Annotated in this window: 14 protein-coding genes; 10 read left to right on the forward strand and 4 right to left on the reverse strand. The window is 60.8% G+C overall.

The window, feature by feature from the left end; all coding sequences use genetic code 11:
- Positions 1-60: 60 nt before the first annotated feature.
- Entirely contained in the window at positions 61-969 is a 909-nt protein-coding gene (locus SIB38_RS07590) for an EamA family transporter (RefSeq protein WP_412551731.1), read from the reverse strand.
- Positions 944-1897, reverse strand: coding sequence for a dihydrodipicolinate synthase family protein (locus tag SIB38_RS07595; RefSeq protein WP_294119073.1), 954 nt, complete (start codon positions 1895-1897; stop codon positions 944-946). The genes SIB38_RS07590 and SIB38_RS07595 overlap by 26 nt, the downstream gene beginning before the upstream one ends.
- Positions 1898-2069: 172 nt before the next feature.
- Here SIB38_RS07595 and SIB38_RS07600 point away from each other — a divergent pair, with 172 nt between their 5' ends.
- From SIB38_RS07600 to SIB38_RS07645, 10 genes are all read left to right on the forward strand, one after another.
- Positions 2070-2852 (forward strand): aspartate dehydrogenase, encoded by a 783-nt coding sequence (locus SIB38_RS07600; RefSeq protein WP_294119072.1) that lies wholly within the window; start codon positions 2070-2072, stop codon positions 2850-2852.
- A gap of 9 nt (positions 2853-2861) precedes the next feature.
- Positions 2862-3827: a LysR substrate-binding domain-containing protein gene (locus tag SIB38_RS07605; protein ID WP_294119070.1), complete on the forward strand. Its 966-nt coding sequence runs from the start codon at positions 2862-2864 to the stop codon at positions 3825-3827.
- Positions 3828-3926: 99 nt separating this feature from the next.
- Positions 3927-5363, forward strand: coding sequence for an NAD-dependent succinate-semialdehyde dehydrogenase (locus tag SIB38_RS07610; RefSeq protein ID WP_412551732.1), 1437 nt, complete (start codon positions 3927-3929; stop codon positions 5361-5363).
- A gap of 49 nt (positions 5364-5412) precedes the next feature.
- Entirely contained in the window at positions 5413-6609 is a 1197-nt protein-coding gene (kynU, locus tag SIB38_RS07615; protein WP_412551733.1) for a kynureninase, read from the forward strand.
- Between the two features lie 439 nt (positions 6610-7048).
- On the forward strand, positions 7049-12523 hold the full coding sequence (locus SIB38_RS07620) for an Ig-like domain-containing protein (RefSeq protein WP_412551734.1): 5475 nt from the start codon (positions 7049-7051) through the stop codon (positions 12521-12523).
- A gap of 242 nt (positions 12524-12765) precedes the next feature.
- Positions 12766-13758: a BMP family protein gene (locus SIB38_RS07625; protein WP_294119064.1), complete on the forward strand. Its 993-nt coding sequence runs from the start codon at positions 12766-12768 to the stop codon at positions 13756-13758.
- A 40-nt stretch (positions 13759-13798) separates the two neighbouring features.
- Positions 13799-15316, forward strand: coding sequence for an ABC transporter ATP-binding protein (locus SIB38_RS07630; RefSeq protein WP_294119063.1), 1518 nt, complete (start codon positions 13799-13801; stop codon positions 15314-15316).
- Positions 15316-16389, forward strand: a complete 1074-nt coding sequence (locus SIB38_RS07635) for an ABC transporter permease (protein ID WP_412552029.1) — start codon at positions 15316-15318, stop codon at positions 16387-16389. The genes SIB38_RS07630 and SIB38_RS07635 overlap by 1 nt, the downstream gene beginning before the upstream one ends.
- Positions 16389-17330, forward strand: a complete 942-nt coding sequence (locus tag SIB38_RS07640; protein WP_294119117.1) for an ABC transporter permease — start codon at positions 16389-16391, stop codon at positions 17328-17330. The genes SIB38_RS07635 and SIB38_RS07640 overlap by 1 nt, the downstream gene beginning before the upstream one ends.
- Positions 17331-17338: 8 nt before the next feature.
- Complete coding sequence (locus SIB38_RS07645; RefSeq protein WP_294119061.1) at positions 17339-18631, forward strand: amidohydrolase family protein; 1293 nt, start codon at positions 17339-17341, stop codon at positions 18629-18631.
- 22 nt (positions 18632-18653) lie between these two features.
- On the opposite strand, the gene SIB38_RS07650 is transcribed toward SIB38_RS07645, so the two are convergent.
- Together SIB38_RS07650 and SIB38_RS07655 are read right to left on the reverse strand one after the other, a co-directional pair.
- On the reverse strand, positions 18654-19580 hold the full coding sequence (locus tag SIB38_RS07650) for a sugar kinase (protein ID WP_294119060.1): 927 nt from the start codon (positions 19578-19580) through the stop codon (positions 18654-18656).
- Positions 19581-19582: 2 nt separating this feature from the next.
- Positions 19583-20311, reverse strand: coding sequence for a FadR/GntR family transcriptional regulator (locus SIB38_RS07655; protein WP_294119058.1), 729 nt, complete (start codon positions 20309-20311; stop codon positions 19583-19585).
- Positions 20312-20399 lie beyond the last annotated feature (88 nt).

Raw genomic sequence — 20399 nt, forward strand, 5'->3', positions numbered from 1 at the left:
ATTTTGCGGCAAGGAAATATGGAATTTGGGGAAAGTGGCTATCCGCTTTTGGAATATGCCTTAGGGCGCGAGCAGTAAGGCGGTGCCAATCATCGCCAGCACCATGGCGAGCAGCAACCGTGCAAGCGCCACGTTTTCTTGAGTTGGGCGCCACCGCATCAGCACGGCGGCAAACAGCACATCCACGGCGCCCAGCACGGCTACGGCGGCCACCGTGGTGTGTTTGAGCGCAAAGAACTGCAATATCTGCCCGGCACTGAGCGCAAAGGCGGTGATCCAATGCGCCGATGTCCGGTCGCCCGTGATGTGATGCCAGCCAGACAAACGGCCTTGCCGCAACACTGTTCCAGCGGCGACCCAGACAGCGGCCACCGACGCGCCAATGGCGGTGCCCAATGCTGCGTCTGGCAGATGCAACAATCCAAGGCCGCGCAGGGTATAGGCCATTGCATAGGCAAAGGCGGACAAGGTCCCAAGCATCACCCAGCCACCCAACGGCGTTTTGCTGGGGCGGAGATAGAACAGTACCCCCGCAAGGACAAATACACCGCCGAGCAGAACCTGTGAGCCGGGCGTTTGCCCCAGTACAACAAAGGCGCAGGGTAGGGCAAAGACCGGCACCAAGCGACGCAGCAGCCCTGCGTTGACCGCCCCCGCGACCTCGGTCACACGATACATGGTCTGACGGCCCAACACATTGGCGCAGAGCCCGGCGCAGGCAAATATCAGCAGCGCCATTCCGCCCGCGCCAGACACCAGCACGGCGCGAGGGGCGTCTGCGGTGAACAGCCAAAGCCCCCAAGAACAGACAGCTGTGACGATAATGGACAGAAAGATGCCGTTGTCGCTCTGCGCTTGCGGTTTTGCATGGACAATGGACACGCCCGCCACGCCGTAGGCGGCGGCTGCAAGCAGGGCCAGCGCTTCGCCTAACATCGCCGGTTCAGAGCTGTAGCCCGCAATCTTCAAACGCGGCGCTGGTGGCGGCCTTTTCGGCTTCACTCAGTTCCAACATCGGATGGCGCACCCGGCCGCCGACCTGTCCCAGCAATTCCTGCCAGTATTTGCCGTGGGCGGTGGGTTTGCCAGCGGGCTTGCTGTTGCGGATCGCAGCCCGCACCGGCTCCAGGCTGTCACGCACCCGGCGGGCCTGATCGAACTTCCCGGCGAAAGCCAACTCGGTGTATTCGTGCATCCGGCGGTCATTTTTGGTTTGCAACTGGTAGGGAGGGGACGAGCACAGATACAGCTGCCAGCCCAGCTCTTCGATGTTATCGAGCCAGTCGTCTTCCAGCGAGGTCGAGACAAGAATCTTGTCGCCCACCATCTTGGTCAACTGGGCATACATCTCGCGCGGCACCGAATATTTGATCGCCATGATATTGGGTAGGTCCGCAATCCGGGCGCAGGTTTCTGGCGCCATCAGGTAACCGCTGTCCGGATGGCTCCACATGGCGATGCCAATGTCGAGCCGGTCACAGAGGTATTTGTAATAGTTATACAAAACCTCGTCGCGGTCGTGGCAGAAACTCAGCATCGGGGCATGGACAACCACATAGTCCGCGCCGCAGTCCTGGGCATGTTGGCCAAGTTCCAGCACAGTCTGCACGCTCTGGTCGGAGATCGACATGATGGTGCCAGCCTTGTCGCCACATTCCTCCACCGCAATCGTCATGTTGCGCTTGCGCTCTTCCAGCGACATCGACCAGAACTCACCTTGTTTTCCGGCAATGAACAGCCCCTGAATGCCAAGGTCATCGATCCAATGGCGGATGTTGCGGCGCAAACCGGCTTCGTTCAGCGCCAAGGTCTCGTCAAACGGATTGAGCGCCGCCGCCCAAATGCCGCGCATGGTTTCACGGGAATAGGCTTTGGCTTCATGTTTGGCGTATTTCAAGGCGACACTCCGATCCGGCAAAGAGAGGGAGCCGGTTTTTGGGCTCTTTGCAGACCTGATAGGCCACGGATGCGGCCCCGCACCAGCCGCATCCCAAGAAACTGGTTATCCAAAATTCTGATAACAGAGAGGGCTCTCTTTCACTATATTGATGGAGTACTTGGAGAGACACATGAAAATCGGCATCATCGGGGAAGGCGCAATCGGGCGCTATGTGGCAGAGGCTTTGCAGCAACGCGGTTGGGGACCCCATGCGGTTCTGGCGCGGTCGGCACAGCCCAAGGACACGTCGCTGGCGGATGTGGTGCGCGTCACATCGGTGACGGAGTTGCCTGCCGAGATCGCTTTGGTGTTGGACTGCGGCGGCCACGCGGCATTGACGCAGCACGGGCCCGCGCTTTTGGCGCGGGGCACCGATGTGATCACCCTGTCTTTGGGGGCGTTGGCCGATGCCTCTTTGGCGGAAACACTTACGCAGGCCGCGCAGTCCGGCGGCGCACAGCTGCATCTGGCCAGTGGCGCCATCGGCGCCTTGGACAGTTTGCGGGCCGCCAAGGTCGGGGGGGTAAAAGAGGTCACCTACATTGGCCGAAAGCCGCCTCTTGGGTGGCAAGGCTCTCAGGCGGAGGCTCAACTGGACCTTGGCAGCCTATCCGCACCCACCGTGCACTTTGAGGGCACCGCACGTCAGGCGGCATTGTCGTATCCCAAAAACGCCAATGTTGCGGCTGCGGTGGCGTTGGCGGGCACAGGCTTTGACGAGACACGCGTCAAACTGGTGGCGGACCCGATGATCTCGGCCAACATTCACGAGGTGCAAGCAACCGGGGCCTTTGGGCAGTTCTCGTTCCGCATCGAAGGCAGCGCCTTGCCCGACAATCCCCGCAGTTCGGCTCTGGCCGCGATGAGCATGGTGGCCGCGGTCGAACGGCTTCTTTCCCCTATGTCGATGTGAGGACCTGCCATGGCCACCCGTCACACCCGAATTGTAGAGCGTGCTTTGACCCGCCTGAAGCTGCGGCAATTGCGATTGTTGGTCGCCGTTGGTCAGCATGGCAGCATACAAAGCGCCGCGCGGGATCTGAGCATCTCCCAACCGGCTGCCACCAAGATGATCCAGGATCTGGAGTTGGACTTTGAGGTGAAGCTGTTTGAGCGTACCAATCGGGGCGTGGTGCCCACCGTGTTTGGCGACTCTCTCATTCGGCACGGCAAGCTGATCTTTGCGCAGGTGTCTAATGCGGCGCAGGAGCTGGACGATTTGAACGAGGGCAACGCCGGTCGGGTGGTCGTCGGCACCTTATTGGCGGCGTCACCGTCTTTGCTGCCGATGGCAGTGGAGCAGCTGTTAAAAGACCGTCCCAAAGTGGCGATCAAGATTGTCGAAGGCACCAATGAAGTCCTGATGCCGGCGCTGTTGTCTGGCGAAATCGACATGGTGGTGGGGCGATTGCCGGATCATCGACACCGTCAACACACCAGTCAGGAGAAGTTCTTTGACGAACGGATTGTGGCTGTGGTGGGCACCCAGCATCCGCTGGCGGCGCTGCCCAACGTCACCTTCGACCAGCTTAAGCCCTATGGCTGGATCCTGCCGCCCATCGAAACCACCCTGCGTCGGCAATGTGACCAGTTCTTTGTACGTCAGGATCAATATGCGCCGGAGACGGCCATTGAATCCGTGTCCTACCTGGCCAACCGGTCTTTGCTGCGCTCTCACAACTTTATCGGCCTGATGCCGGCCCATGTGGCCGCTCTCGACATACAAAATGGTCTGCTGGCAGCGCTGGATTGGGTGGCCCCGTTTGGCGCAGGGCCGGTTGGCGTGTCCTATCGTGGCAGCCAAAGCCTGTCTCCGGCCAGTGCGGCCTTTCTGGAAGCGCTGCGCGCCGCCGCAGAGGAGATACAGGGGCGCATTGAGACGCTCTGATATTCGCCATTGTTATAGCTGGATTTGTTCAATTCTGTTGCGGCAGGGCGCTGGACGCAGGACTTATGGGGGCAAGTCAAGGAAGACAGCGAGGGCGGCATGCACACCTATCCAGACCTGCAACTTTTCATCAATGGACAGTGGCGCAACAGCGCAAAGACCCTTCCGGTTGTGAACCCTGCGACAGAAGCGGTACTGGGCCAGTTGCCCTGCGCCAGCCGTGCCGATTTGGAAGACGCCTTGCGGGCTGCCGAAGCAGGGTTTGAGGTCTGGCGCAAGACATCGCCCCGCGCGCGGGCGGACCTGATTGTGCGGGCCGCCGCCATCATGCGGGACCGTCAGGAAGAGATCGCACAGAGCATCACAGCGGAGCACGGCAAGCCTTTGGCGCAGGCCCGTCTGGAAGTCATCCGTGGAGCCGAGTTTTTTGAATGGGACGCTGGCGAAGCCATGCGCACCTATGGCCGGGTGATCCCCTCCGCCGCGGGGGGCAAAATTTCGGTGCACCACAGCCCCATTGGGGTGGTCGCGGCGTTTTCGCCGTGGAACTTCCCAATGAGCCAACCCGCCCGTAAAATTGCCGGGGCGCTGGCCTCTGGCTGCTCCGTCATTCTCAAGGCCGCCGAAGAAACGCCTGCCGGGGCGATCCACATCGTGCGGGCGTTTGAAGAGGCCGGCCTGCCTCCGGGCGTGCTGAATCTGGTGTTTGGCGTGCCGTCTGAGATTTCTGAATTTCTGATCCCGCAGCCCTCCGTGCGCCTCGTGGCGCTCACCGGCTCCACACAGGTCGGGCGGCATCTGACAGGTCTTGCTGCGCAGAGTGACACGCGGGTTCTGATGGAGCTGGGCGGCCATGCGCCAGTGATCGTTTGTGAAGACACCGACGTGGAACAGGCTGCAATCAGCGGCGCGGTGCGAAAAATGCGCAACGCCGGGCAGGTCTGTACTTCCCCCACGCGGTTTTTCATCCACGAAAGTATTTTTGATCGCTTTGTCGATACCTTTGTGGCCCGCGCCGCCGCCACGGTGGTGGGCAATGGGATCACTGACGGTGTGGAAATGGGGCCAACCGCCAACGCACGGCGCATCCCCGTGCTCAGCGCTTTGGTAGAAGACGCGGTGGCTCAGGGCGCAGAATTGAGCACAGGCGGCGGACGGCACGGTGACACCGGCTATTTCTTCCAGCCCACGGTGCTCACAAATGTTCCAAGTTCTGCGCGGATCATGCAGGAAGAGCCGTTTGGCCCGATTGCGGTGCTCAATCCGGTCGGCAGTCTAGATGAAGCAATTGCACAGGCCAACGCGGTGCCATACGGACTTGCGGGCTATGCCTTTACCAATCGTGCCGACTACATCGACCGTTTGATTGATGAGATCGAGGTGGGCAACTTCTCAATCAACACGCTGGAGGCGTCCCTGCCCGAAACCCCGTTTGGTGGCGTGAAGTCCAGCGGCTACGGCCGCGAAGGCGGCACCGAAGGGCTGGAGAGCTACTTGACTGTGAAAAACGTCTGGCACTCCGCTGAAATCGCCTAAACCTACATCTTCGCTACGCACTGCTGCGCCCAAATGAGCTGAAAACACCATGACTGATTTCTCCAAAACCCGCGCCATGTTCGACATCCCCGAAGGCATGATCTACCTCAACGGCAATTCGCTCGGTCCGATGCCGAAAGCGGCCCCGGACCGCATGCAACGTTTCCTGATGGATGAGTGGCGCACGGAGCTGATCCGGGGGTGGAACACCCGCAACTGGTTCATGCAGACCAACACATTGGGCGATCGGGTGGGGCGGCTGATCGGCGCGCCGGACGGCAGCACCGTGGTGGGCGACACGCTCTCGATCCGCGTGTTTCAGGCGGTGGCAGCGGGTCTGGCCTTGGTGCCAGAGCGCAAGGTGATCCTGTCAGACAACGGCAATTTCCCCACCGACCTCTATATGGTTGAAGGGCTGATGAAGCTCAAAGACGCGGGGTATGAGCTGCGCATCCCAAATCCAGAGGACGTACTGGATAACATCACTGACGAGGTTGCGGTGGTGATGGTCACGGAGGTGGATTACCGGACCGGACGGCGCCACGACATGCGCGCTATCATCGAGAAAGCCCACGCGCATGGTGCCGTGGTGGTTTGGGATCTGGCGCATTCTGCCGGTGCCATTCCGGTGGATGTGGCAGTGCTGGATGTGGATTTTGCCGTGGGCTGTACCTACAAATACCTCAACGCCGGCCCGGGCGCGCCGGCCTTCATCCACGTGGCACCACGCTTGTTGAGTGTGGTCGAAAGTGCGCTGTCGGGGTGGTATGCCCATGAGGCTCCGTTTGCCTTTGACACCGACTTCCGCCCGATGCCGGATGCGATTGAACGCATGCGCATTGGCACGCCTTCCATCGCATCCTTTGCGCTTTTGGACGCCGCGCTGGACGTGTGGGACACGGTGGACATGGAAGATCTGCACCAAAAGTCCATCGACCTGAGCGAGCTGTTTATCCGTGAAGTGGAGGCCCGTTGTCCGGGCGTGACGTTTGCCGGTCCAAGAGATCCGCAGGACCGGGGCAGCCATGTGTCCTTCCGGTTCGAGCACGGCTACGCCTGCATGCAGGCGCTGATTGCCAATCAGGTCATTGGCGATTTCCGCGCGCCGGATGTGATGCGCTTTGGGATCACGCCGTTGTTCATCGATCAGGCTGACATCCTGAAGGCCGTGGACATATTGGAAAGCATTCTGAAAAATGAAACCTGGCGCGAAGAGCGGTTCCAGGTACGTGCCAAAGTCACCTGACCCCTGCGAGGTTTGCCGTCGCTAGGCTGCTGTTCTGCCTGATGTGACTGCTGGAGGTACAAGACAGGGTGGCCTTTGGGGCCGCCCATTGAGACAGGCCTGCGCAAGGTCTGTTGTCGCCCCAATCGAGGCGTTAAAAAAATCCTTTGTGCCGATCTCACAGACCGGAAGGCTGACAAAACGCTCCATTTCTGCTATAAAAAACGAGTGATTTCTGGTTTTTTCAGCGATTAAAAGTGCTTGCCAGTTTTCCGTTTCAGTCGTCGCTCGACCGTAGGTGGGACCGCACTAAAACCGTTCAATTCTAGGGTATGTGATTTAACGCCTTTTCTGGCCAAAATTAACTTTTTTCACACTCCAAATACCCAGTCCAAGCCTGTCTTCCCGGTCGGGTCCATCATCTGCAACTGCGGATGCTGCATCCTCGGGGGAACGTCTTATGCCTGGCAACAACGGCAACAATCTCATCAATGGCAATGGGCTGTCCAATTTTCTCTATGGCGGCAATGGCCATGACACCATCAACGGAAATGGCGGCAATGACATCCTATTAGGCGGCAATGGGCGCGATCTGATTTCCGGAGGCGACGGGCACGACCTGCTCAAAGGCGGCAACGGTAAAGACACACTATTTGGCGACGCCGGCAATGACTGGCTGTTTGGTGGTCGGGGACGGGATGTGCTCTCAGGCGGGCAAGGCAACGATGTGCTCTTTGGCGGGCGCGGCAGGGACACCGCGGTGTTTGAGGACAGCATTCTCAACTTTACGTTCCACCAAGGCTGGTGCGGCCTGCGGGTGACCCACACGGATGTCCTCGGCACCGATTGGCTGTTCAGCATCGAACTCCTGCAATTTGACGACATCACCATCAACCTGCGTGCCGCCAACAATGCGCCTTTGGCAGTCGACGACACCCTCGCCGCGCAATCAGACGCCGCACTGACCGTCAGCGCCTCTGGCCTGGTGACCAATGATTTTGATTGGGAAGGTGACACGCTGGAGGTAGTGTCGGTGGATGGCACGGCCACCATCGGCATAATCACCCTGACCGCAGGGGGCGATCTGATCTACGACGCCAACGGCCAGTTCGACTATCTCGCCGCAGGTAGCACCGCCACCGATACCTTCACCTACACCATCACCGACGGCAACGGCGGCTACGACACCGCTACGGTGACGGTCACGGTCACAGGCTCTGGAACAGGTGGGAGTAACACGCCCCCCGTCGCCAACGATGACAGCACCAGCGCCAGCGACAACGGCGTGGCAGCCACCGGCAACGTGCTGACCAACGACACCGACGTGGACGCGGGCGACGTGCTTTCCGTCACCAACGCAGGCGTATTCGTCGGCGCCTACGGCACGCTGACGCTCAACGGAGACGGCAGCTACAGCTACCTCGTGACAGACGAGAGCATCGACGACGGCTTCAGCGACACGGACAGCTTTACGGTCGACATCACCGACGGCACGAGCGCAGATAGTTCCACCCTCACCATCAACGTCACCGGCGAGAACGATGCGCCAGTGGCCAATGACGACAGCACCAGCGCCAGCGACAACGGTGTGGCATCCACCGGCAACGTGCTGACCAACGACACCGACGTGGACGCGGGCGACGTGCTTTCCGTCACCAACGCAGGCGTATTCGTCGGCGCCTACGGCACGCTGACGCTCAACGGAGACGGCAGCTACAGCTACCTCGTGACAGACGAGAGCATCGACGACGGCTTCAATGATACCGACATCTTTGCCGTCGACATTACAGATGGCACCGCCAGCGACAGTTCGACCCTGACCATCAACGTCACCGGCGAAAATGATGCCCCCGTCGCCAATGACGATAGCACCAGCGCCAGCGACAACGGCGTGGCGGCCACAGGCAACGTCTTGACCAACGACACCGACGTGGACGCGGGCGACGTGCTCTCCGTCACCAACGCGGGCGTATTCGTCGGCACCTACGGCACGCTGACGCTCAACGCAGACGGCAGCTACAGCTACCTCGTCACCGACGAGAGCATCGACGACGGCTTCAGTGACACCGACAGCTTCACCGTCGACATCACCGACGGCACCGCCAGCGACAGTTCGACCCTGACCATCAACGTCACCGGCGAAAACGATGCGCCAGTGACGGCGGACGATGTGGCCACCGCGGCTAAAAACAGCACGGTTAGCGGCAATGTCCTCATCAACGACAGTGACATCGACACTGGTGACAGCCTCAGCGTCGGACTGGTGGCCGGCGTGGCCCCTGGCACCGCCCTTGTGGTGACCTCTGCAGGCGGGCGCCAAGGCCTGCTGACCGTGCTGGCAGATGGCAGTTACACTTTTGATCCCCAAACCAATTTCCTTGATCTGAATCCGTCCGAAAATGACACCGTCACGGTGGCCATGGCGATCAGCGATGGCACAACCACCAGCCCAAGCTTGCTGGTGATCACCGTAGAAGGCGGCAACGCCCCGCCCGCTGCGGTCGACGACACCGCGGCCACGGATGAAGACACCGCCGTGCTCATCGACGTGACCAGTAACGACAGCGACCCGGATCTCGACAGTTTCGCGGTCACCATGATCGACGGCCAAGCGGTGGCGCTTGGCGGCTCTGTGGTGCTGACCGGCTCCGGCGCCACGGTCACGCTCAATCTGGACGGCACGCTCAGCTACGATCCCGCGGGTGTGTTTGACGCGCTGGCCGACGGCACCCCGGCCGTGGACAGCTTCAGCTATGAGATCACCGACGGCAACGGCGCCAGCGACACCGGGCAGGTGACAGTCAACCTGACCGGCGTCAACGATGCGCCCACCGTGGGCAACGTCAGCCTCAATGTGTTCGAAGGCATCGGCATCACCATCAGCGCCGTGGGCAATGGCAACCTGAAAAGTAACGCCTCCGATGTCGATGGCACTGTGGTCTCGGTGGTCGATGTGGATGGCCAGATCAATGGCACCACCGGTATCGTTGGGCTTTATGGCGTGCTGACATGGGACGCGCTGACCGGCGCCTACAGCTACACGGTGGATGACGACAACCCAACGGTGCATGGCCTTCTGTCCGGGGCCAGCCTGCAGGAAACCTTCACTTTCACCTTGATGGACGACTTTGGCGCCACCAATGCGGCCACCCTGACGGTGACCATCGACGGCGTGAACGATGGCCTCTTCACCGAGCTCAACGACGCCGTCAATCTCAGCGCCGCCGTGGCGGCCTTCCCAGATACGGCCTTTGAAAACAACTTCCTGGATGCCCTCGGCGGAGATGATGCCGTCACCTTGGTGTCCGGTTTGGAAGTGTCGGGCTATCTCAACGAATTTGACGGCGAGACGTTCTCGGGTGGTCTGGGCAATGACACCATCGGCGTGCTCACCGATTTCATGAATGTGGACGGCAACGGCGGCAGCGATTGGCTCGACCTCAGCGGCCTGTTGGCGGCGGGGTCTGCGGTGACGGCGAACCTCACCACGGGGGACATCGACATCGCCCGCAATGGCTCCGTGGATCTGACGGCCGTGAATTTTGAAAACATCCAGGGCACCGCCAACGCCGACAGCATCACCAGCAGCGCGGCGGACAACTGGATCTTGGCGGGCGACGGAAATGACACCATCGCCATCCAATCCGGCACTAGCTCGTTGGGCGACATCTATGTCGGGGGCGATGGCACCGCGGATTGGCTGCTCAACACCAGCGGCTCCAATCTGGTGTTTGACGTCTTTGATGCCACCGATGTGACCGAAACGGTCAGCGGCTCTGGCTTGGAGAATATGGCGATCGCAGGCCTGACCGTGCTTGGCACGGGGGGCAATGACCTGATGAACTTCCAAGGCCTGCGCCTGACCCAATTGGCCACCACCGTCTCGGCGCTGGACGTCTCCACCGGCGGCGGCGATGATACGGTGTTTGGCACCAACCTGACGGGCCAGCAGACCAACGGCGTCAATCAAAACCGCATCGACTATGACCTCGGCGCAGGCAACGACAGCTTTGTTGGGACAGGCGTCAACATCGATGTCGTGCTTGGCGGTACGGGCAGTGACACGGTGCTCGCGGGCGATGGCAATGACATGCTGCGCGGCAACGCGGGCGGCGATTTCTTCAACGGGCAGGGTGGCAACGACACTTTCACCGTGCTCGCAGGCGAAGACAGCGAGCTCGATACATTTATTGGCGGCGCAGGCACGGCTGACATCATCACCAACGGTGTCACCACCAACTTCACTTTCTCGGTGTTTGACTATGACGACGCCACCGAGACGGTGAACGGCTCCGGCGTCGAGATCCTGCAGCTCAACGGTTTCCGCATCAATGGCACCGGCGCCAACACGCTGTTTGACTTTGACGGTACGCGGTTCATTGGCCTGAACACCGTTCTGACCAATCTGGAGGTCACCACCGGCGCGGGCAATGACACGGTGATCGGCAGCGCCGCCACCGCGCAACAAACCAACGGCGTCAACCAGGCCCGGATCGACTATGACCTCGGCGCGGGACAGGATGACTTCACCGGCGCAGGGCTGATGAACGACGTGGTCTTTGGCCAAGGCGGCGATGACACCCTGCGCGGGATGCTGGGCGCAGATTCCCTGCTGGGCGGCGCAGACAACGACCTGCTGCAAGGCGGCGAGGGCAACGACACGCTGCAAGGCGACGCCGGTCTGGACCGGCTCGAGGGCGGCTTGGGCAACGACCATCTGGTGCTAACCGCGGGCTCCAACCACGAACTCGAAGAGTACCTCGGCGGCGCGGGCATCGACCGGCTGGTGAATGCCACCGGCGGCGACGTGACCCTGCAGCAGATCAACGCCTTTGATGGGCCCAACTTCAACGTGCTGGAGATCGAAGAACTGTCGCTGGCGGCGCATACGGTGCTGGGCACCGGCAGCAACGACATCTTTGACCTCACCGGCGTGCGGTTTTTGACCATGAACACCGTGGTCAGCGACCTGGAGATCGCCACCGGCGGTGGCAATGACACGGTTGTGGGCTCTGACCAGACCGGGCAGCAGACCAACGGCGTCAACCAAAACCGCTACGATTATGACCTCGGCGCGGGCAACGACAGCTTCACCGGCGCGGGCGTGTCGGTGGATGTGGTCTTTGGCGGGCTGGGCAGCGATACGATTTTGGGTGGCGATGGCAATGACACGCTCGAAGGCGGCGCCGGCGGCGACCTGATTGATGGCGGCGACGGCAGCGATCTGATCTTCCTGCGCGCAGGCGATCAGTCCGAGCTCGACACCATTGTGGGCGGCGCAGGCTTTGACACGCTGCACAACCTGGCCGGGGCGAGTTTTGTGTTTGAGAGCTTTGACTTTGACGGCATCGGCAACGTCATGGGCGCAGGCGTGGAACGGCTGCAACTTGTGGGCGGCACGATGTTTGGCACCGGCAATGCCAACACCTACGACCTGCAGGGGCTGCAGCTTTACGGGCTTAACACCGTCGTCGCCACCGTGGACGTCTCCACCGGCGGCGGCGATGATACGGTGTTTGGCACCAACCTGACGGGCCAGCAGACCAACGGCGTCAATCAAAACCGCATCGATTACGACCTCGGCGCGGGCAACGACAGTTTCACCGGCACCGGCAATACCCTCGATGTGGTGCTTGGCGGCGACGGCAATGACACGCTCAACGGCGCCGGCGGCAGCGATACCCTCACCGGGGGCGCGGATGCGGACGTCTTTGTCTTTGCCAGCGGCGACGGCACCACCAATTTTGTGACCGACTATCAGGACGGAAGCGACCAAATCGACCTGTCCCTAGCCGCCGGGCTGAACAACATTGGCGATGTGCTGGCCAACCTCACACAGGTGGGCTTGGATGCGCAGATTGTCGAAGGCACCACAACCATCCGGTTGCTAAATGTGAATATCGCAGTGATCGACGCGACAGATTTCATTTTCTGATCGGGATTAGGCGGGGCCCAGGCAGGCTCTGTGACCAAAGTGGCCGCTAAAGTTGTGTGTTTGGATTTTCTGCGCGGCAAGGAACGCAGCCGGTTCACAGACTGCGCTTGTCCGCTGGGCGACAGGCTTAATTTGGCAGCAGTGCTGTCCTGTCTTGCAGCAAAAAACTCATTTGCAAACAAATAGATTGATCGAACGGTCAAAGTTGCCGAAGCTAGCCGCATTCAATCAGGGGGTTATCTATGAAGATCGTTGGGAAGATGTCTCGTCGGGTGCTGCTCGCATCGGCGTTGGGCGCAAGCGTTCTTGCGTCCGCAGGAATTGCCGCTGCTGAGGCTGTGAAAGTTGCTGCCATTTACACGCTGCCAGTGGAACAACAGTGGATCAGCCGCATCCATTTGGCGCTGAACACAGCGGCTGAGCGCGGCGACATTGAGTATGTGTTTTCCGAAAACGTGGCCAACACAGACTACGAACGCGTGATGCGCGAATATGCCGAACAGGGTATGCAATTGATAGTGGGCGAAGTTTTTGGCCTGGAACGCGCGGCGCGCAAAGTGGCCGGGGATTATCCGGAAACCGCCTTCCTCATGGGCTCGTCCTTTGGGGCGGTGGCGCCAAACTTCTCGGTGTTTGACAACTGGATTCACGAGCCATCCTATCTGTCGGGCATGGTGGCCGGTAAGGCAACCGAGTCCAATGTGATCGGCATGGTGGGCGGTTACGCTATTCCAGAGGTGAACCGCCTGATGCACGCCTTTATGGACGGTGCACGCGAGGTGAACCCGGATGTGAAGTTCATCGTCAACTTCATCGACAGCTGGTACGATCCACCCAAAGCCAAGGAAAGCGCCTTTGCGATGATGGATGCCGGTGCGGACATCATGTACGCGGAGCGCTTTGGCGTGTCTGACGCCGCTGTCGAACGCGGTGTAAAGGCGATTGGCAACGTGATTGACACCTCGGGCGACTACCCGGGCACCATTTTGGCGTCGGCTTTGTGGCACATGGAAGCCACCATCGACAAAGCCATCGAAAGCGTCGCCAGCGGCACCTTTGAAGCGGCGGACTACGGTCAGTACAGCTTCATGCAGTATGGCGGCGGCTCTCTCGTGCTGGATGACAAGCTGGTGCCAGCTGATGTGGTTGAGGCCGTGCGGGCCAAAGAGGCTGACATCATGGGTGGCATGTTCCGTGTGAACGTGAACGACGACCGTCCTGTCTCTGACAACTGATTTGGGGAAGGCCGATCCTCGGGGTCGGCCTTTTCACATTGTGACACAGAAAAAAGTCTTATCTTTGAACGGGCTGACCAAGCGGTTTGGCTCCGTTGTGGCGAATAACGCGGTGGATCTGACCTTGCACCGCGGCGAGGTGCTGGCGCTGTTGGGAGAAAACGGCGCTGGCAAAACCACATTGATGAACATGCTTTTTGGGCACTACATGCCCGATGACGGCACGGTGGATGTGGCTGACGAGTCCGGTGCTATGCGCCCGTTGATGCTTGGCCATCCGCAAGCGGCGCTGGCGGCGGGGATCGGCATGGTGCACCAGCACTTCACGCTGGCTGAGAACCTCAATGCGCTGGATAACATTGTGCTGGGTTCCGAGCCCTTGCGGATGCTCAAACGAGACCGTGCTGGTGCCCGCGCAAAGATCGCACGCATCATGGAGCACACCGGGCTTCAGGCACAGCTCGACGTGCCCGTGGGCAAGATGAGCGTGGGCGAACGGCAGCGGGTCGAAATTCTCAAGGCCTTATACCGCGATGTGCGCATTCTGGTGCTGGACGAACCCACCGCCGTATTGACGCCGCAAGAGGCTGACACGCTGTTTGACAGTATTGGCGCCATGACCCGCGAAGGGCTGTCGGTGATTTTCATCTCCCACAAGCTGCGCGAAGTTCTGGCCTTTTCCCACCGCATCGCTGTGTTGCGCCATGGCGAAAAGGTAGGTGAGATTGCCACTCAAGAAGCTGACGAGCGCGACATTGCGCGGATGATGGTCGGGGCGGACACACCCGAAACCCCACGCAGCGACCTGACACCCGGCGCGCCGGTGCTGCAATTGAAGAACCTGTCGGTGACAGGCCGCTCCAAGCGGGACTCGCTTGAGAATGTCACTCTGGCGGTGCACCAACATGAAATTCTGGGCATTGCAGGCGTGTCCGGCAACGGCCAAAGCGCGCTGGCGGGGGTGATCTCCGGTCTGAACCAGCCCACCAACGGAACGTTGAAGGTGGACGAAACGGTCATTGCACATCCAACCCCGCGCAAGATGATCCACGCCGGGGTGGGCCGCATTCCCGAGGACCGCCACCATGACGGCATCGTCGGGGCGATGAGCGTCGCTGAGAACATGGTGATCGAGCGGTTGGATGAACCGGAGGTGCAGGCCAAGGGTCTGTTAAAACGCGATGCCATTCGCGCCAACGCGGACCGGCTGGCAGCCGACTATGACGTGCGCGGCCCAGGTGTGACCGCCCGAGCGCGGCTTCTGTCCGGCGGCAACATCCAAAAGCTGATCCTGGCGCGGGTGTTTGAACAAAACCCCAAGCTGCTCCTGGCCAACCAACCGACGCGCGGCCTCGACATGGGGGCTGCTGCCGAAGTGGCGCGCCGCTTGCTGGAGGCCCGCACCCGTGGCGCAGGCATTGTGCTGATTTCCGAAGATCTCGACGAGGTGTTGAGCCTCGCGGACCGCATCATGGTGATCCACGACGGCGCCCTAATCGAAGCAAACAGCCGCGATCGCGAACACATTGGCCTAATGATGGCGGGAGAACTGACATGATCCGCATCGAACCCAGACAATCTTCCTCGCGCCTCATGACGTTGGGCATCCCGGTGCTCTCCGCCTTTGTGGCGCTGGCGCTGGCGGCTCTGCCGCTGGCCTTTGCCGGTGCCGATGTCACCACAGCCTATAAGGAAATGTTCAAAGGCGTGTTTGGCTCCACCTTTGCTTTCACCGAAATGCTGACCCGCGCCACGCCGCTGATCTTCACCGGTCTCGCCGCCGCGCTCGCTTTTCGGGCCAAGCTCTGGAACATCGGGGCCGAAGGCCAGCTCTACCTCGGCGCAATGGCTGCCGTGGCCATCGGGGCAGGGGCCATCGACGCGCCTTCCTTTGTGTTAATCCCGCTGATCGTGCTCTTTGGCTGCGCAGCAGGTGCCGTGGGCATGGCGGTGCCCACCGTGCTCAAATCCCGCTTCGGCGCGGATGAGGTGGTGACCACGCTCTTGCTGAACTTCGTGATCCTGATCTTCCTGCAAATGATGCTCGAAGGCCCGCTCAAAGACCCTATGGGCCTTGGCTGGCCGCAAAGCCCGCCCATTCTGGATCAAGGCATGTTGCCCCCTCTGATGGACCGGATGCGCGTACATTCCGGCCTGATCATCGCGCTGGTCTGCGCCGGTGTGGCACAGTTCATGCTGGCGCGGTCGGTTTGGGGCTTCAAGCTGCGCGCAGTGGGAGAAAACGCCGCCGCCGCCAAACACGCCGGCATCCGCGTAAACCGCTCGCTGATGAGCGTCGCCATTGTCTCCGGCGCTTTGGCCGGTATGGCCGGTGTGAGCGAAGTGGCAGGTCTCAAAGGTTATCTCACCGCCGACCTCAGCCCCGGCTTTGGCTACACCGGCATTGTGGTCGCCATGCTCGCAGGCCTCTCACCAGTTGGGGTGGTCATGTCCGCGCTCTTCATCGCCAGTGTGTTTGTTGGCGCCGACAGCATGAGCCGCGCCATGGGGGTGTCGTCTTACTTGGCAGATCTCGTGGTTTCCATGTCGCTGCTCTGCGTGCTGATTGGCGGCTTCTTTGCCCGCTACCGCATCGCTTTGGTAAAAACGCCCAAAGGAGAGCAGGCATGATGGACATTCTGCAAATCCTGCTCAGCGAAAGCTTCTGGGCCGCCTCGCTGCGCATCGCCACACCGCTGATCTTTGGCGTGCTCGGCGCGTTGCTCTGTGAGAAAACCGGCGTGCTCAATCTGGGTATCGAAGGCATCTTTGCCGCCGGGGCCATGGCCGGATGGATGGCGGTTTGGCTTGGCGCGGGCCTCTGGGGCGGCGTGTTGGTGGCCGCGCTCGCGGGGGCTTTCTTCGGTCTGATCCATGCTATCCTGACCGTGCCATTGGGGCTGTCTCAACACGTGTCCGGGCTTGGGGTGACCATGTTTGCCACCTCGGTCAGCTACTTCACCTATCGCACCGCGCTGCCCAACGTGTCCTCCCCGCCGCGCATTGAGCCGTTTCAGCCGCTGGATGTGCCACTGCTTTCGGAACTGCCATTTCTGGGGCCGGTGCTGTTTCAACAAACCGCGCTCACATGGCTGGCGATCCTGATGGTTGGGTTGGTCTGGTATGTACTCAACCGCACCCCGCTGGGCGTCGCCCTGCAAGCTGTGGGTGACAACCCTGACAGCGTCGATGCCCAAGGCCTCTCGGTCTACGGTCTGCGCATCGGGGCCGTGGTGGCGGGCTCTGCCCTGATGGCACTTGGTGGTGCCTTCCTGACAATGTCGGCCTTTGACGCCTTCTTCTTTGGCATGGTGAACGGACGCGGCTGGGTCTGCATCGCACTGGTGATTTTTGCCAGCTGGAAGCCGGGCAAAGCCCTGCTCGGCGCGCTCTTGTTTGGTGCCTTTGACGCGCTGCAAGTCCGCCTGCAAACCGAAGTGGGCGCTCTTGTGCCGGGGCAGGTCTTCCTGATGGCACCCTACATCCTGTCGATCATCGCGCTTGTGGTGGCCGCCCGAAAAGCCGACTATCCCCGCGCGCTTCTAACGCCGTGGTTCAAAGGCCAACGCTAGGATTTCTCATGTTTGATCTGATCATCAAAAACGCGACCCTTCCTGACGGGCGCAGCGGTGTCGACATTGCCTGCCAAGACGGCATTATCACCGCTGTTGAAGCTGGTATCACGGCTGAGGCCACCGAGGTTATCGACGCCAAAGGCTATCTCGTGTCGCCCCCCTTTGTGGACCCGCATTTTCACATGGACGCCACGCTGTCGCTGGGCACACCGCGCATGAATGTCTCCGGCACGTTGCTCGAAGGCATCGCGCTCTGGGGCGAACTCAAGCCTGTGCAAAGTGTCGATGACATCATCCAACGGGCCCTGCGCTATTGCGATCTGGCGGTTTCCATGGGGCTGGGCGCGATCCGCAGCCATGTCGATACCTGCGATGATGAACTCAAGGGCGTTGAGGCGCTCCTTGAGGTGCGGGACCAGGTCAAAGACTACATCGATCTGCAGTTGGTGGCCTTCCCGCAAGACGGTGTTCTGCGTGATCCAACCGCCATGGCCAACACCCTGCGCGCGCTGGATATGGGCGTCGATGTGGTTGGCGGCATCCCGCATTTTGAGCGCACCATGGCGGATGGCGCAGAGTCTGTGCGTCAGCTTTGCAAAATTGCTGCGGACAGAGGCCTGATGGTCGACATGCATTGTGATGAAAGTGACGATCCACACAGCCGCCACATCGAAACGCTCGCCTATGAAACCCAGCGTTTGGGTCTGCAAGGACGTGTCGCTGGCTCACACCTGACCTCCATGCACTCGATGGACAACTACTATGTTTCCAAGCTGATCCCGCTAATGGTCGAAGCAGGCGTGCACGCCATTCCCAACCCTCTGATCAACATCATGCTACAAGGGCGGCACGACACCTATCCCAAACGGCGTGGTCAAACCCGCGTGCGTGAGCTGCGGGACGCCGGCATCACTGTGGGCTTTGGCTCTGATTGCGTTATGGACCCGTGGTACTCCATGGGCACGGCTGACATGCTGGATGTGGCCTTCATGGGTCTGCATGTCGGGCAGCTGTCCAGTCGCGAGGACATGGCCTGGTGCTTTGACGCGGTCACGCAAAACTCGGCACACATCATGGGGCTGGGCGGCTATGGCGTTGCCAAAGGCTGCGCCGCCAATCTTGTGCTGCTGCAAGCGCGCGACAAGATCGAGACCATCCGCCTGCGCGCGGACCGCCTCGCCGTGATCCGCAAAGGCAAGGTGATCGCCCGCAAACAGCCTTCGGTCAGCAATCTGTCGCTTCCGGGGCGTCCGAAGAGCTTGGACCCGGCCGACTACGCGCCCAAGTCGCCCAGCTGACGCACGTTTTCGGCGCGGCGGTTTACCCCTGCCGCGCGCGAATGGCGTCCAGCTTTGGAATAGACTTCACCGCGCCGACTTTTTCCACGGAAAGAGACGCTGCCGCACAGGCAAACCGCGCCGCCTCCACCGCATCGGAGGTGCGCGCATATTCCGCCAGAAAACTGCCATCAAAGGTGTCGCCCGCGCCGGTCGCATCCACCAGCGCTGTCTTGCACGGTGCCACGGCCACTTGTCCGTTAGCATCTGCCACCACAGCGCCGTCCTCGCCAAGCGTCAGCACCACCAGCGCCGCGCCTTCCCCAAGGAAGCGAGCGCAAATGTCATCGACGCCAGACGTCCCAAACAGCGCTTCCGCATCCTCAAGGCTTGGGAACACGATATCGACCAGCGGCAGGATCTGTTTCAACGCCTGACGCGCGTCCTCTGCTGACCACAGGTTTAATCGCAGGTTGGTATCAAACGACACCCGCGCCCCCGCCGCGCGGGCGAGTTCTGCCGCACGCACCGTGGCCTCACAGGAGGAAGCGGAAATCGCCTGCGTGATCCCGCTGATATGCAGCACACCCACGCCCTCAAACATCTCAGGCGACAGGTCCTCCGGCCCCACCAAACTCGCCGCCGATCCAGCGCGCCGATAAGAAAACCGATGCCCGTCTGGGCCGTAGTCGATGAAGTACAGACCAGTCGGGGCTGTCTCCGATTGCATCACGCGGGAGGCATCAATGCCTTCATCCGTATAAAGCTGCAAAATGCGCTCCGCAAAATTGTCCGATCCCAAATGGGTCAACATGCCAGCCCGCGCTCCGGCCCGCGCGGCGGCAACGGCAGTGTTGGACACATCGCCACCAATGCCGGGACGAATGGTGTCCTCGTCCACAAACGAAAATTCAAACATAGGTTCGCCAAAGCACAGAATGTCGAGCGTTTTGGGGGCGGGATGGGACATGGTCAGGATCTAGTGTCTTTAGGTGCCGCGTCTTGCACAAGGGCAGTGTTGGCGGCGGCAAAGTGGTTTTGCATCGCAACGGTTGCGGCAGCCGCATCCCCGTTGGCAATGGCGTGTTGAATGCGGCGGTGGTCGGCCAGAATGCGCTGTTGATCCTGCGCTGTAGGCTGCGCCAGCCGACCGGCGCTCACCGAGGATTTGATCACCTCGCGCAGCGACTGCACGATGTAGGCATAAAGCGGGTTGCCCGTGGCCTCAGCCACCACAAGGTGAAAGCGATAGTCAAGCTCGGCAAAACTATCGGCGTCTTCCATGGCCCCCTGCATTTGATCACATAGCGCCGAAAGCCGGGCACAATCCGCGTCACTCCGGTTTTGGGCGGCTAAAGCGGCGGTGCTGGCCTCAATGCCATTGCGCACCTCCAAAGCCTGCAAAACGCTGAACTGTGCCGTGGCCAGCCCTTGGCTCAGTGAAGCGGTCAACACATTTGCGTCCAGCGACATCACCTGCGCCCGCCGCCCGTTGGAAATCTTGATCAACCCCGCACCGGCCAATTGTGCCAAAGCTCCGCGCACGACAACACGGCTCACACCGGCGCGCTCGCAGAGCTCCGCCTCAGACGGCAAGTCATCGCCCGGCACAAGCCCCGCATCCTTGATCATCGCGGCAATGCCCTCGGCCACCTGCGCGTACAGCGGGCGGCGGTCCAATGTGTCGAGCGGGCTCTGCATGATAATTACGGGTCTCGGCGGGCAACAGGAATCTCTAGGCTGTATACCTATAATACAGGTTGGAATTTCCTGCAAGTACATAGGCCGA

The organism is Shimia sp. MIT910701 (assembly GCF_047126315.1).
Lineage (GTDB): Bacteria > Pseudomonadota > Alphaproteobacteria > Rhodobacterales > Rhodobacteraceae > Shimia.